General features: G+C 71.0%; 9 protein-coding genes and 1 pseudogene. 9 read left to right on the top strand and 1 reads right to left on the bottom strand.

The genetic code is table 11. The features are described from left to right. Positions 1–2 precede the first annotated feature (2 nt). On the top strand, positions 3–5,153 hold the full coding sequence (locus HLB44_RS19410) for a DNA repair ATPase (protein WP_173125645.1): 5,151 nt from the start codon (positions 3–5) through the stop codon (positions 5,151–5,153). Continuing rightward, positions 5,150–5,857 carry a phospholipase D-like domain-containing protein gene (locus HLB44_RS19405; protein WP_173125644.1) on the top strand — a complete coding sequence of 236 codons (708 nt, stop codon included), beginning with the start codon at positions 5,150–5,152 and terminating at the stop codon, positions 5,855–5,857. Before HLB44_RS19410 ends, HLB44_RS19405 begins: the two co-directional genes overlap by 4 nt. A gap of 19 nt (positions 5,858–5,876) precedes the next feature. Here HLB44_RS19405 and HLB44_RS19400 read toward each other — a convergent pair whose 3' ends face one another. After that, positions 5,877–7,298, bottom strand: coding sequence for an FAD-dependent oxidoreductase (locus HLB44_RS19400; protein ID WP_173125642.1), 1,422 nt, complete (start codon positions 7,296–7,298; stop codon positions 5,877–5,879). A 128-nt stretch (positions 7,299–7,426) separates the two neighbouring features. Between HLB44_RS19400 and HLB44_RS19395 the strand changes: the two genes are divergently transcribed. From HLB44_RS19395 to HLB44_RS19365, 7 genes and pseudogenes are all read left to right on the top strand, one after another. Continuing rightward, a complete protein-coding gene (locus tag HLB44_RS19395; RefSeq protein ID WP_173125640.1) occupies positions 7,427–9,229 on the top strand; it encodes a GMC family oxidoreductase in 1,803 nt (600 codons plus the stop codon). Then, on the top strand, positions 9,229–9,843 hold the full coding sequence (locus tag HLB44_RS19390; protein WP_173125638.1) for a gluconate 2-dehydrogenase subunit 3 family protein: 615 nt from the start codon (positions 9,229–9,231) through the stop codon (positions 9,841–9,843). The genes HLB44_RS19395 and HLB44_RS19390 overlap by 1 nt, the downstream gene beginning before the upstream one ends. Continuing rightward, positions 9,843–10,505 carry a 3-keto-disaccharide hydrolase gene (locus HLB44_RS19385; protein WP_173125636.1) on the top strand — a complete coding sequence of 221 codons (663 nt, stop codon included), beginning with the start codon at positions 9,843–9,845 and terminating at the stop codon, positions 10,503–10,505. The genes HLB44_RS19390 and HLB44_RS19385 overlap by 1 nt, the downstream gene beginning before the upstream one ends. 40 nt (positions 10,506–10,545) lie before the next feature. Then, the gene (locus tag HLB44_RS19380) at positions 10,546–11,496 is read left to right on the top strand and encodes an HlyD family secretion protein (protein WP_343051409.1); all 951 of its coding nucleotides are present in this window, start codon (positions 10,546–10,548) and stop codon (positions 11,494–11,496) included. A 3-nt stretch (positions 11,497–11,499) separates the two neighbouring features. Further along, positions 11,500–12,159 (top strand): annotated as a pseudogene (locus HLB44_RS19375) (ABC transporter ATP-binding protein); the annotation flags it as partial. 80 nt (positions 12,160–12,239) lie between these two features. Next, positions 12,240–13,376, top strand: coding sequence for an ABC transporter permease (locus tag HLB44_RS19370; RefSeq protein WP_173125632.1), 1,137 nt, complete (start codon positions 12,240–12,242; stop codon positions 13,374–13,376). A 37-nt stretch (positions 13,377–13,413) separates the two neighbouring features. After that, the gene (locus HLB44_RS19365) at positions 13,414–13,674 is read left to right on the top strand and encodes a hypothetical protein (protein ID WP_173125630.1); all 261 of its coding nucleotides are present in this window, start codon (positions 13,414–13,416) and stop codon (positions 13,672–13,674) included. Positions 13,675–13,794 lie beyond the last annotated feature (120 nt).

Raw genomic sequence — 13,794 nt, 5'->3', positions numbered from 1 at the left:
GCATGGCATCGACCGATGGCGCGGTGAGCGCCGACACCGCTGCAGCCGTCGAGGCGCCCGCGGCCGGCGACCCGCTGGTCGCGCAAAGCGGCAGCTACGAGCTGCTGAAGTCGCGCCTGGCGACGCTCGGCCGCACGCTGAACGGCAAAGCGCAGGCGCTGAACGAGGCGCGGCTGGCGGCCTTCGGGCGCAGCGAGCAGGCGCTGCTGAAGCGCACGCGCGCGCGCACCGACAACAATTGCGTCGCGCGCGACATCGTGCGCATCGGCGAGCTGCTGCTGTTCGGCTACAACGTCTTCATCGGCTTGCGCAAGGAAACGGCGGTCGGCGACGTGTTCGCGCTGTACCGCCTGGCCGACGGCAGCGGCGATGAGCTGGAGCCGGTGCCGCTGGCCGGCAGCTTCCTCGAGGAAGCGCGCTTCGTCTCCGACTTCCGCGAGCTCTACGCTTATTACAAGCAGGCCTCGCTGCTGCAGCTGCGCGTCACCACCGACAAGCTGCTGGCGTCGTTCCAGATCGGCCAGCAGCTGAGCGACGTGCGCGTCTTCCGCTGGCAGCTCGAGCGCGACGGCAGCGTGCGCTACGTCGACAATCGCGGCGAGCGCGACATCGCGCTTCCCGCCAGCCATGACTTCGAGTGGACGCCCGCCACGCGCGAGGACCATGTGCTGGGCAAGCATCCGCACGTCAACGTGCTCGACACGGTGTTCGTCGAGACCACCGGCGGCGACCTGACGGTCAAGGTCGAGAACAACACCGAGACGGGCCTGGGCATCTACAGCGAGCCGGTCGACGATGCGCACCAGTCGCTGGCCGATGCCGAGCTGGCCTATGCGCGCGTCGGCCAGCTGATCCTGCTGCGCATGCGGCCGTACCGCGAATCGCAGCAGCGTCATCTCGTCTACATCCCGCGCACGCAGCAGGTGCAGCGCATCGATGCGATCGGCAGCGCCTGCGTGCAGCTGCCCGAGGACCACGGCATCGTCTTCCCCGGCGGTTATGTGCTGCAGTCGGGCGAGCACAAGCGCTTCGATCTGCCCGCGGAGGTGGTCGCCGGGCTGCGCTTCAAGCGGATGATCCGCTCGCCCAACGGCGAGGACGTGCTCTACGTCTTCTACGAGCCGCTCAAGGGCCTGTACGCGCTGTTCTCGTACAACCTGATCGACAAGGCGCTGGCCGCGCCGATCGTCGCGCATGGCTACGCGCGTTTCCCGGATGGCCGCCTGCTGGTGTTCCAGGACGAGCGCGGCGAGCCGACGCGTTTGCACCCGATGCAGCTGTGGCGCACGCCGTTCGCGCACGACGAATACGCACAGGCGCAGCCGCCGGCCGAAGGCTTCTTCGGTCGCATCGGCAATGCCGAGCTGGTGCGCGGCATCTCGGACCTGATCGGCATCGCGCGCGCGCTGGCCGAGCAGGCGCCGACGCGCGCGGCCTACGAGGACCTGATCCGCCAGGCTGGGCGCATCGCCGATGCGTTCTTCTGGCTCGACGAACCCGAGGCGCAGGGCCTGTCGGACGACCTGCGCGCGGTCGTCGATGGCGCGCGCGCGACGCTGGCCGAGTTCGAGAAGGTCGATGCGATCCGGCGTCAGACCGCGCAGGCGATCGAGCAGGCCACGCGCTCGCAGCGCGCGCTGCTGACCGACATCGCCAGCATGCTGTGGCGCCAGCCCGAGGACTTCGTCAAGGCGCTCGACCGCTTGCGCGAGCACCGCGGCGCGCTGCACGGCTTGAAGGACCTGCGCTACGCCGACGTGTCGGCGATCGCCGCGATGGACGTGGTGCTCGCCGCCGAGCAACAGCGCGTCGGCGAACGCGCGCTGCAGTTCCTGGCCGCCGACAACGCCTTCGACGGCCAGCAGCGCGGGCTGCAGCAACTGGCGGCCGAGCTGGCGCAAGCCCAGAGCTCGCCGGCGCTGGCCGAACTGCTGCGCAAGCTCGATGCACAGGCGGCGGGGCTGGACCTGCTGACATCGCAGCTCGGCAGCCTGCCCGGCGGCGACGCGGTGGTGCGCACGCGCATCCTCGACCGCATCTCGACGCTGTACGCCGACATCAACAAGCAGCGCGCCGAAGCGCGCCAGCGGCGCAAGGCGTTGGGCGCGACCGAGGCGCGGGCCGAGTTCGGCGCGCAGTTCAAGCTCTTCGGCCAGGCGGTCGAGAACGCGCTGGAATTCGCCGACTCGCCGGAGAAGTGCGACGAGGCCTTGACGCGCCTGCTCGCACAGCTGGAGGAGCTGGAAGGCCGATTTGCCGAGCACGATGAATTCATCGCCGACATCGCCGAGCAGCGCGAGACGGTCTACGAGGCGCTGGCCGCGCGGCGCCAGGACCTGGTCGAGGCGCAGCAGCGCCGCGCGCAGGCGCTGGCCGAGGCAGCGGGCCGCATCCTCGACGGCGTGCCGCGCCGTGTCGCGGCGCTGCGCGAGCCGGCGCAGGTGCACAGCTACTTCGCCGCCGACCCGATGCTCGGCAAGCTGCGGCAGCTGATCGACGAGCTGCGCTCGCTCGGCTCGGCGGTGGCCGCCGACGACATCGCCACGCGGCTGAAGGCGGCGCACGATGCGGCATTGCGCGCCGTGCGTGATCAACGCGAGCTGGTCGCCGACGACGGGCAGACGCTGCGCTTCGGCCCGCATGCGTTCACCATCAACCGCCAGCCGCTGGACCTGACGCTGGTGCCCGCGGGAGACGGCCTGGTCTGGCAGCTGACCGGCACCGACTACCAGGCGCCGGCGCACGATGCCGAGCTGGAGGCGCTGAAGCCGTTCTGGCAGCAGGCGCTGCTGTCCGAGAGCGCCACGCTCGCCCGTGCCGAGTACCTGGCCGGCACGCTGCTGCGCGAGCTGCTCGACGGCCGCGGCGCGATCGATGCGGCGCTGCTGCAGGTCACGCCCGAGGGTGGCGCGGATCCGCTGCGCGATGCCGTGCGCAGCGCCGCCACCGCGCGCTACCAGGAGGGTTACCAGAAGGGCGTGCACGACGAGGACGCGACCAGGCTCTTGCGCGCGCTGGCGCGGCTGCAGCAGGGCGCCGGCCTGCTGGCCTACGGGCCGGTGGCGCGCACCCTGGCGCTGCGCTACGTCGAGCAGGGCATCGATGCCGAGGCCCGCGCAGCGTTGCAGCGGCGCGCCCGCACCGCGCTGCAGCTGCAGGCGGCATTCGGCGCCGGCGCGGCGCTCGAGACGCTGCAGCACGAGCTGGCGACGGCGCTGTCGGCATTCAACGCCGAGCCGGGTGTTCGCGCCGAGGCGGCCGCTTACCTGGTGCGTCAGCTCGCCGATCCGCGCAGCGCCGACGGCTGGATCATCAGCGGCCGCGCCGAGGATCTGGCGGCGGACCTGAAGCGCGCTCTCGAACGCTCGGGCCAGCTCGCCGCGTGGCAGCACGACCTCGATGCCGCGGCGCCGGCCGAGCGCTGGCAGCTGGCGCGCGACTGGGTCGCCGCGTTCGCCGGCACGCAGGGCGACGCGGCCAGCGCCTGGGTCGACGAGGCGGCCGCCGCGCTGGCGCTGCCGGGCGCGCGGCAGCGTCACAACGCCGAGCTCTCGGCCACGATCGAAGGCCTGCTCGGCGAGCATGCCCGCATCAGCCACGGGACGCTGCCGCTGCAGCTCAATGATTTCTGGCAGCGCTTCAACCACCACGTCACGCAGGTGCAGCCCGGCTTCGAGGCCTTCCGCCGCCGCCGCCATGCGCTGCTGGCGGCCGAGAAGCAGCGGCTGAAGCTTTCTCAGTTCCAGGCCAAGCCGTTGTCGACCTTCGTGCGCAACCGGCTGATCGACGAGGTCTACCTGCCGCTGGTCGGCGACAACCTGTCCAAGCAGCTCGGCGCGGCCGGCGCGGCCGCGCGCAGCGACCGCATGGGCCTGCTGCTGCTGATCTCGCCACCGGGCTACGGCAAGACGACGCTGATGGAGTACGTGGCCGACCGGCTGGGCCTGGTCTTCGTGCGCATCAACTGCCCGGTGCTCGGCCACCACGTCACGTCGGTCGACCCGGCGGCAGCGCCGAACAGCGCGGCGCGCCAGGAGCTGGAGAAACTGAACCTCGGTCTTGCGATGGGCAGCAACGTGATGCTGTACCTCGACGACATCCAGCACACCGCGCCCGAGTTCCTGCAGAAGTTCATCGCGCTGGCCGATGCGACGCGGCGCATCGAAGGCGTGTGGAACGGCGAGCCGCGCACCTACGACCTGCGCGGCAAGCGCTTCGCGATCGTGATGGCCGGCAACCCGTACACCGAGTCGGGGGAGGTCTTCAAGATCCCCGACATGCTGGCCAACCGCGCCGACATCCACAACCTGGGCGACGTGCTGTCGGGCCGCGAGGCGCTGTTCGCGCTGTCGTACATCGAGAACTGCCTGACCTCCAATCCGGTGCTGCTGCCGCTGTCGTCGCGCGACCCGAAGGACCTGCACCGGCTGGTCGCGCTGGCCGAGGGCGGTGACGTCGCGAGCAGCGAATTCGCGCACCCGTACAGCGGCGCCGAGCTCGACGAGCTGGTCGCGCTGCTCGGCCGGCTGGCGCGTGCGCGCGACCTGCTGCTGAAGGTCAACCTGGCCTACATCGCCTCGGCCGCGCAGCAGGACGCCTACCGCGACGCGCCGCCGTTCAAGCTGCAGGGCAGCTACCGCAACATGGTCAAGCTGGCCGGGCGGATAACGCCGTTGATGAGCGACAGCGAGCTCGACGCGCTGCTGCGCGACCACTACCGCGGCGAGGCGCAGACGCTGACCACCGGGGCCGAGGAGAACCTGTTGCGGCTGGCGCAGCTGCTGGGCGCGCCGAGCGCCGATGAAGCGGCGCGCTGGCGGGCGATCACCGAGGCCTTCACGCGCCGCCGCCAGCTCGGCGGTGACGATGCCGATGGCAGCACGCGCATCGCGTCGACCTTGCTCGAAGTGGCGCGCGCGGTCGGCGAGCTGAAGCCGGCGCCGGCCCCGGCGCCCGATGCCGAGGAACCCGAGTCGCTGCGCCTCGCGCAGGCGGTGCTGGAGATTGCCGTGACCTACCGCAAGATCATCATGCCGTTGATCGCCGCCACCGAGGAGCGGCTGAAGCTCGATCACACCGCATCGAACCAGGTCGAGCGGCTGGCCAAGCAGCTCGATGCAAAGCTGGCGCGCGGCAAGGGAAGCAGCGAATGACGGACGCCGCGAATACCACCGCAGCCCTGCTCGATCAGCTGCAGCGCACGCTCGACGACGATGTGCTCAGCGACGACGAGAAGCGCTCACTGAGCCAGGCGCTGCGCGAGGCCGAGCCACCGGAGGACGCGCTGCGCCAGCTGCGCAACCGTGCCTTCGCGCTGGTGCGCGAGCGGGCAGCCGAATCTCCTTCCCCACCGCTGGCGCTGCTGCGTTGGCTCGAAGGCGTCGTGCGCTGTCTCGACAACGCGCGCGCACCGGTGGCCGAGGTGCAGGCCCACGCCGCGTTCAGCCCCGGCGAGCACTGCCTGTCGATGATCCGCGGCCAGCTGCGCAGCGCGAAGCGCCGCGCCGACCTGTGCGTCTTCACGCTGTCGGATGACCGCATCAGCGCCGAGGTGCTGGCGATGCACCGCCGCGGTATCGCGGTGCGGCTGATCACCGACGGCGCCAAGGCGTTCGACGCCGGCAGTGACGTGCATGCGCTGCGCGCGGCCGGCGTGCCGGTGGCGCTGGACACCAGCGACGCGCACATGCACCACAAGTTCGCGATCATCGACCAGGCCTGGCTGCTCAACGGCAGCTACAACTGGACGCGCAGCGCCTGCGAGCACAACGAGGAGAACGTCGTGCTGTGCAACCACCCGGCGCTGGTGGCGCAGTTCGGCGTGGTGTTCGAGCGGCTGTGGCGAGCGCTGGCCTGAGTGCCGCGTCCGACGGACGTTAGGCAGCCGCCTCGCGCAGCGGCAGCGCCGGCTTGCGCCAGCGCGCGCTGAACACCCGCGCCATCATTGCCGGCCGCAGCAGCGCCGGCGGCGCATCGAGCAGGTGCGAAACGCGCTCGAAGGCCACGGCCACCGCGGCATCGGTCTGCGCCGCGTCGAAGAGCCGCGCGATGTAGGCATTGATCAGGCGCACCGGCAGTGGCCGCTCCCCTTGCACGCTGGGAATCGCCAGGTCGGCGCCGACGGCGGTCTGCCAGGCGATGTCGATGCTCTTCGCGGCGCTGCGGAAGTAGCGCCGCGCGAGCCCGGCGTCACCGCCTTGCAGCGCCTGCTGCAGCGCCAGCGCCTCGCACGCCGCGACGCTCATGCCCTGGCCGAACACCGGGTTGAAGCTGCAGATGCTGTCGCCGATCGCCAGCACGCCGTCGGGCATCCGGCGCAGCGTTTCGTAGCGCCGGCGCTGGCTGTGCGGGAAGCGGTAGCCGAAGGGCTCGCAGAGGAACTCGGCCTCGCGCACGACCGCGGCCAGCTCCGGCGGTGACGATTCCTGGGCGCGCCGGATGAAGCCGGCGCGGTCGAGCGGCGGCGCATCGTCGCCGTAACCGCCGAGCGTCACGACCCACTGGCCACCTTCCTGGCTCAGCAGCACCGAAGGCCGCGGATGGTCGGGCGTCGCCGCGCCGATCACGGCTTCCAGCCCCGGCGCGTGCTGCGGCTCGCGCACCAGGTAGGCGGTGGCGTAGCGGATGTCGACCTGCACCAGCTCCTCGCGCGGCGGCTCGTGGCCGAGCTCGACCAGCCACTTCGGCAGCTTCGATGCGCGGCCGGTCGCGTCGACCACCAGCGCGGCGCGCAGGCCGAACGTGCGGTGCGCGCCCTCGTCGTCGAGCAGGCGCCAGCGCAGACCGCTGACACGGTCGCCACCCGGCGCGCCGAGCAGGCCCTGCGCGTCGACGCCGGTGACCAGCGTGATGCGCGGCAATGCGCGCAGGCGCCAGCGCAGCACGCCTTCGATCGCGCCGCGGCCGAGGCAGATGGCGCTGGCGTCGGCATGGGCCTGCGCGAAGCGGCGGCGCCCGGCGTAGAACAGCGCCTCGCTGCCGACGTCGCCCAGCCGCCCGCCGGCCGCCAGCCATTCGTCGCCGATGCCCGGGAAGAGGCTCTCGATCGCCTGCCGGCCGCGCGCCAGCAGCGCATGCGTGTGGCGGGTGTGCGGTGTCGCCTGGCGCGGCCCGAGGTCCATCGGCAGCGGGTGGCGGTCGAGCAGCAGCACCTCGTCGAAGTGCTCGTGCAGCACGCGCGCAGCGAGCAGCCCGGCCAGGCTGGCGCCGAGCACGACGGCGCGCCGCGGCGGCCGGGCGTCGGCAGTGGATTCCTTGTCGCACAGCGCGGCCAGCGCGCGGGCGTCGAGCGTGTCCATCGATCTCTCCTCCATCGTTTCGGCCCGCGCGATGCGCCCGGCGATGCGGGACATACGGTGCGGTGCGGCCCACGGATGCAGCGCTGGCGGCACGGGCTGGGATATCGTTGCCCTCCGGGAGCGGACCCATGCCTTTCATCACCCCACGCACCGCGCAGCGCGACTACGACGTCATCGTCGTCGGCTCGGGCGCCGCCGGTGGGCAGACCGCCTACACGCTGGCGATGGAAGGCGTCAGCGTGCTGATGCTCGAGGCCGGCCGCAACTACGACGTCGCGGCCGAGACGCCGATGTTCCAGACCGCCCACGACGCGCCCTTGCGAGGCGCCGGCACACCCGACAAGCCCTTCGGCTTCTACGATGCGACGATCGACGGCGGCTGGACGGTGCCCGGCGAGCCCTACACCAACGCGTCGAAAGCCGCCGGCCAACAGTTCGAATGGTGGCGCGCGCGCATGCTGGGCGGGCGCACCAACCATTGGGGGCGCATCGCGCTGCGCAACGGGCCCTACGACTTCAAGCCGCGCACGCGCGACGGCTTCGGCTTCGACTGGCCGATCTCGTACGACGACGTCGCCGGCTACTACGACAAGGTCGAGATGCTGATCGGCGTCTACGGCTCCAGCGAAGGCCTGGAAAACACGCCGGACTCGCCCGAGGGCTGCCTGCAGCCGGCGCCGGCCGCGCGGGTCGGCGAGCGGCTCATCCAGCAGCGCGCCGGCCCACTCGGCATTCCGGTGGTGCCGATCCACCGCGCGGTGCTGACCCGCCCGCTCGACCACACGACGCTGCCCGCCAAGCTGCACCCGGGCAATCCGAACGCGCAGCGCATCCTCGCGCAGGACATGCGCTCGCGCGCCGCGTGTTTCTGGGCCACACCGTGCTTCCGGGGCTGCTCGATCCGCGCCACCTACCAGTCGCCGGCGGTGCACCTGCCGCCGGCGCTGGCCACCGGCAAGCTCGACATCCTGTGCAACGCGATGGTCTACGAGGTGGTGCTCGATGAGGCCGGCAAGGCCTCGGGCGTGCGCTTCGTCGACAAGGCCAGCGGCCGGCACGAGCTGGCCCAGGCCCGCGTGGTGGTGCTGGCGGCCAGCGCCTGCGAGTCGGTGCGCATCCTGTTGAATTCGAAGTCGGCACGCTTTCCGAACGGGCTGGCCAACTCCAGCGGCAAGCTCGGCCGCTACATCATGGACACCGTGGGCAGCGATCTCTCCGGCCAGATCCCGCGGCTCGAGAACCTGCCGCCGCACAACGAAGACGGCGCCGGCGGCGCGCACGTGTATGCGCCGTGGTGGCTGTACCAGCAGCAGGCCAAGGGCGCGCTCGACTTTCCGCGCGGCTACCACATCGAGATGGCCAGCGGCCGGCGTTTGCCGAGCCTGGGCACCGCGGCCGGGCTGGAATGGCTGACCGAGGGCAGCTACGGCCGGCGCTTCAAGGAAGACGCGCGGCGCTACTACGGGTCGTTCGTTTACTTCGCCGGGCGCGGCGAGATGATCCCGAACGAGCACTCGTACTGCGACCTCGACCCGCTGGTCAAGGACCGCTGGGGCATCCCGGTGCTGCGTTTCCACTGGCAATGGGCAGACCACGAAACCGCCCAAGCCGCGCACATGCAGAAGACCTTCGCCGAGATCATCGACGCGATGGGCGGCCGGGTGCACGGCAGCGTCGAGCGCGACGGCCGCAAGGCGATCGCCGCCGGCGGCGCGATCATCCACGAGGTCGGCGGTGCGATCATGGGCAGCGACCCGGCGACGTCGGTGACCAACGGCTGGTGCCAGACCTGGGACGTGAAGAACCTCTTCATCACCGATGGCGCGCCGTTCTGCTCCAACGCCGACAAAAACCCGACGCTGACGATCATGGCGCTCGCCTGGCGCGCGGCGGACTACCTGGTCGAGCAGCTGCGCAGGAAGGAGATCTGATGGACCGGCGAACCAGCCTGCAATGGATGCTCGCGGCGGCGTCCGCGCCGCTGGGGGACAGCGCCCTCGCCGCCGCCGCTGCGCGCAAGCCGGCGGTCGGCTACGGCACCGACCCGAACCTCATCAAGACCTATCGCCCGGGCGAGCTCTGGCCGCTCACTTTCAACGCAATTCAGCGTCGCACCGCGGCGGCGCTGTGTGCGCTGATCATTCCGGCCGACGAGCACTCGCCGAGCGCGGCCGACCTCGAGGTGCACCGATTCATCGACGAATGGGTCAGCGCGCCCTACCCGCGCCACCGCAAGGACCGCCAGCTGATCGTGCACGGCCTCGGCTGGCTCGAGCGGGAAGCCCGGCGGCGCTTCGGCAAGTCTTTCGCCGGCAGCCGCGAAGCGCAACAGCGCCTGATCTGCGACGACATCTGCTGGGCAGCACGGGCCGCGCCGCGCCTGGCCGAGGCGGCCAGGTTTTTCGCGCGTTATCGCGACCTCACCGCCGGCGGCTTCTACACGACCCCCGAGGGCACGAAGGACCTGCGCTTCGTCGGCAACACGCCCTCATTGACCTTCGACGGCCCGCCCTCCGAGGTGCTGCAGATCGTGGGAGTGGCCTGATGCGACGCTTCCTTCTTCGTGCGCTGCTTTTCTTCGGCTTCGCCAACCCTGCTGCATTCGGTGCCGACATGAACCTGCTGACATCCCAGGAGAAGGCCGACGGCTGGCAATTGCTCTTCGATGGCCAGTCGCTCGCCGGCTGGCGCGCCAGCGACGCGCCCGGCAGCTTCAGTGTCAAGGACGGCGCCATCGTCGTGCGCGGGCCGCGTTCGCACCTGTTCTACGTCGGCGCGGTCGAGCATTCCGTGTTCAAGAACTTCGAGCTGAAGCTCGACGTGCTGACCTTCCCGAGCGCCAACTCCGGCGTCTACTTCCACACCGAGTGGCAGGCGGTCGGCTGGCCGAACAAGGGCTACGAGGTGCAGGTCAACAACTCGCACAGCGACTCAAGCCGCAGCGGCGGGCTGTGGGGCATCCGCGACTACCGGGAGGTCGCCGTGCCCGACGGCCGGTGGTTCACGCTGGTCACGCGGGTCGTTGGCTCGCGCGTGCTCACGACGATCGACGGCAAGACCATCGTCGACTACACCGAAGAGCCGAACCCGGCGCGGCCGAAGGGCCTCGAACAGCGCCTCATCGGCAGCGGCACGTTCGCGCTGCAGGGGCACGACCCGGGCAGCGAGGTGCACTACCGCAACATCAAGGTGCGCGCGCTGCCGTAGTCGCACCGACGACGCTGCGACGCGGCGAGGAGGCAGGACTGTGAAACGTGTGGGCGGGATGCTGATGGCCGCGCTGCTGGGCGCCGGCTGCGCCGAGCGTCCGCCCGCGGGTTGGTCGGGTTATGTCGAAGGCGAGTACGTGCTGGTGTCGTCGCCGCTGGCCGGCACGCTCGCGCAGCTGCCGGTGCAGGCCGGCGGCAAGGTGGCGCAAGGCGCGCCGCTCTTCGTGCTCGACGATGAGGCCGAAGCCCTGGCGCGCGCCGAAGCGCAGGCGCGGCTGGGCGTCGCCGAGGCACAGGCGCGCAACACGGAGACCGGCCGCCGCGCCGACGAGGTCGCGGTGGCCCGCGCGCAGCTCGCGCGCGCCAAGGCGCAGGCGGCACTGGCGCGCACCGAGCTCGCGCGCGTCAAGCAGCTGGTCGCGCAGAACTTCGTCTCCGCTGCGCAGCTCGACGATGCGCAGGCCGCGCTGAGCCAGGCCGATGCGCAGGTCACCGAGCTCGAAGCCGCGTTGCGCGTCGCGCAGCTGCCGGCGCGCGTGCAGGAGCGCGCCGCCGCGCAGGCCGGCGCCAGTGCCGCGCAGCAGCAGCTGAAACAGGCCGACTGGCGGCTGCAGCAGAAAGCGCAGCGCGCGCCGGCGGCGGCCGAGGTCGCCGACACCTTCTTCCGCGTCGGCGAATGGGTGCCGGCCGGGCAGCCGATCGTCTCGCTGCTGCCGGCCGGCGCGGTGAAGGCGCGCTTCTACGTCGCCGAAACGGAGGCCGGCGCGCTGGCGCCGGGCCAGGCGGTGCTCATCCGCTGCGACGGCTGCGGCGCGCCGATCAACGCGCGCATCAGCCGCATCGCGACGCAGGCCGAGTACACGCCGCCGGTGATCTATTCGAACGCCCAGCGCGCGAAGCTGGTGTTCATGGTCGAGGCGCGGCCGGCGCCGGCCGATGCGCCGCGGCTGCGGCCGGGACAGCCGATCGACGTGCAACGGGCGAGCTGAAAAGTGCTAGCAATCGATGTACGCGGCCTGACCAAGCGCTACGGCGGCCGCGCCGTCGTCGACCACGTCGACCTGCAGCTCGCGCGCGGCCGCATCTGCGGCTTCCTCGGCCCCAACGGCAGCGGCAAGACGACGACGATCCGCATGTTGTGCGGGCTCTTGAAGGCCGACGAGGGGCATGGCACCTGCCTGGGCCTCGACATCGCCTCGGGCGGCGCCGAGATCAAGCGCCAGGTCGGCTACATGACGCAGAAGTTCGGCCTCTACGAGGACTTGTCGATCCGCGAGAACCTGGATTTCGTCGCCCGGCTCTTCGAGCTGCCCGAGCGGCGCAAGGCGGTCGATCGCGCGCTGGCCGAGCTGGATCTCGTCGAGCGCCAGCAGCAGCTCGCCGGCACCTTGTCCGGCGGCTGGAAGCAGCGCCTCGCGCTCGCCGCCTGCCTGCTGCACGAGCCGCAGCTGCTGCTGCTCGACGAGCCGACCGCCGGCGTCGACCCGAAGGCGCGGCGCGACTTCTGGGACCAGATCCACCGCCTCGCCGCCGAGGGCATCACGGTGCTCGTGTCGACGCACTACATGGACGAGGCCGAGCGCTGCCACGAGCTGTGCTACATCGCCTACGGCAAGGTCCTCGCCCGTGGCACGGCCGCCGAGATCGTGGCCGAGGCCGGGGCGCGTGACCTCGAAGACGCCTTCATCCGCCTGGTCGGCCGCGCGCAGGACAACTTCAAGGCGCTGCCCTCGTGACGCGCGGCTTTTCACTGGGTCGCATCGCGGCGGTCTTCATCAAGGAGTTCCAGCAGATGCTGCGCGACCGCCTGACCTTTGCGATGGCGGTCGGCGTGCCGGTGCTGCAGCTGGTGCTGTTCGGCTACGCGATCAACACCGATCCGAAGGGCCTGCCGACGGTGCTGGTCGCGGAGGATGGCGGCGCGTTCGCCCGCAGCATCAGTGCCGCGTTGCAGCACAGCGGCTACTTCCGCATCCAGCGCACGACCGGCAGCGAGGCCGAGGCCGAAGCGCTGCTGGAGCGCGGCGACGTGCAGTTCATGATCGTCATCCCGCCCGGGTTCACGCGCGACCTGGTGCGCGGCGCGCGGCCGGTGCTGCTGGTGGCGGTCGACGCCACCGACCCGGCGGCGTCGGGCAACGCGATCGCCGCGCTGCAGCCGCTGCTGACGCAGGCGCTGGCACACGAAACGAGCGGCCCGTTGGCGGCCTTGGCGCCGCGCCCGGCCCCGATCGACCTGCGCATCCACCGCCGCTACAACCCGGAGGGCCTGTCGCGCTACAACATCGTGCCCGGGCTGATCGGCACCATCCTGACGATGACGATGGTGATGTTGACCGGCCTGGCGATGACGCGCGAGCGCGAGCGCGGCACGATGGAGAACCTGCTCGCGACGCCGGTGCGCCCGCTCGAGGTGATGGCCGGCAAGATCCTGCCCTACGTGGTGATCGGCTACATCCAGCTCGGCGTGATCATGCTCGCCGCGTGGCTGCTGTTCGAGGTGCCGATGAACGGCAGCCTGGCGCTGCTGCTGGCGCTGATCGGCGTCTTCATGCTGGCCAACCTCGGCGTCGGCTTCACCTTCTCGACGCTGGCGAAGAACCAGCTGCAGGCGCTGCAGATGACCTTCTTCTTCTTCCTGCCGTCGATCCTGCTGTCGGGCTTCATGTTCCCGTTCCGCGGCATGCCGGGCTGGGCGCAGGCCATCGGCGAGCTGCTGCCGCTGACGCACTTCCTGCGCATCGTGCGCGGCATCCTGCTCAAGGGCAACGGCATCGCCGAGCTGTGGCCCGAGCTGTGGCCGATGCTGGCCTTCGTGCTCGTCGCCGGCGTGCTGGCGCTCACGCGCTACAAGCGCACGCTGGATTGATGCACCATTCGGCGCATCGCAGTTCTCGCCCACGCCGATGCCCACCTGGCTGATCGCGCTCGACCGCCACTTCCCCGTTCGCTACCTGACGCTGCTGCTGGCGGCGATCTTCGCGCTCCTCGGCCTGTTCGCCTGGGTCGGCTTCGGCCAGCTCGCGTGGATGGCGCTGGCGGGCCTCGCGGGCTTGGCCATCGGCGCGCACGACCTGCGGCAGACCCGGCGCGCGGTGCTGCGCAACTACCCCGTCATCGGCCACCTGCGCTTCCTGCTGGAGTGGGTGCGGCCGGAGATCCGCTAGCCCGCATGTTTCACGGTAGGTGAGCTGTACGGCCGATTTGGTTGGAGGCAGCCGATTTGGCCGAGATTTGGATCTCGAATTGGGACATTGCGACCCCTGTCGTCCGCAATGGGGCCGCTG

The sequence above is a fragment of the Pseudaquabacterium terrae genome (genome assembly GCF_013266755.1).
GTDB lineage: Bacteria > Pseudomonadota > Gammaproteobacteria > Burkholderiales > Burkholderiaceae_C > Pseudaquabacterium > Pseudaquabacterium terrae.
Note: the sequence above shows the minus strand (reverse complement) of the source record. Positions and strands in the feature narration are given on the sequence as shown.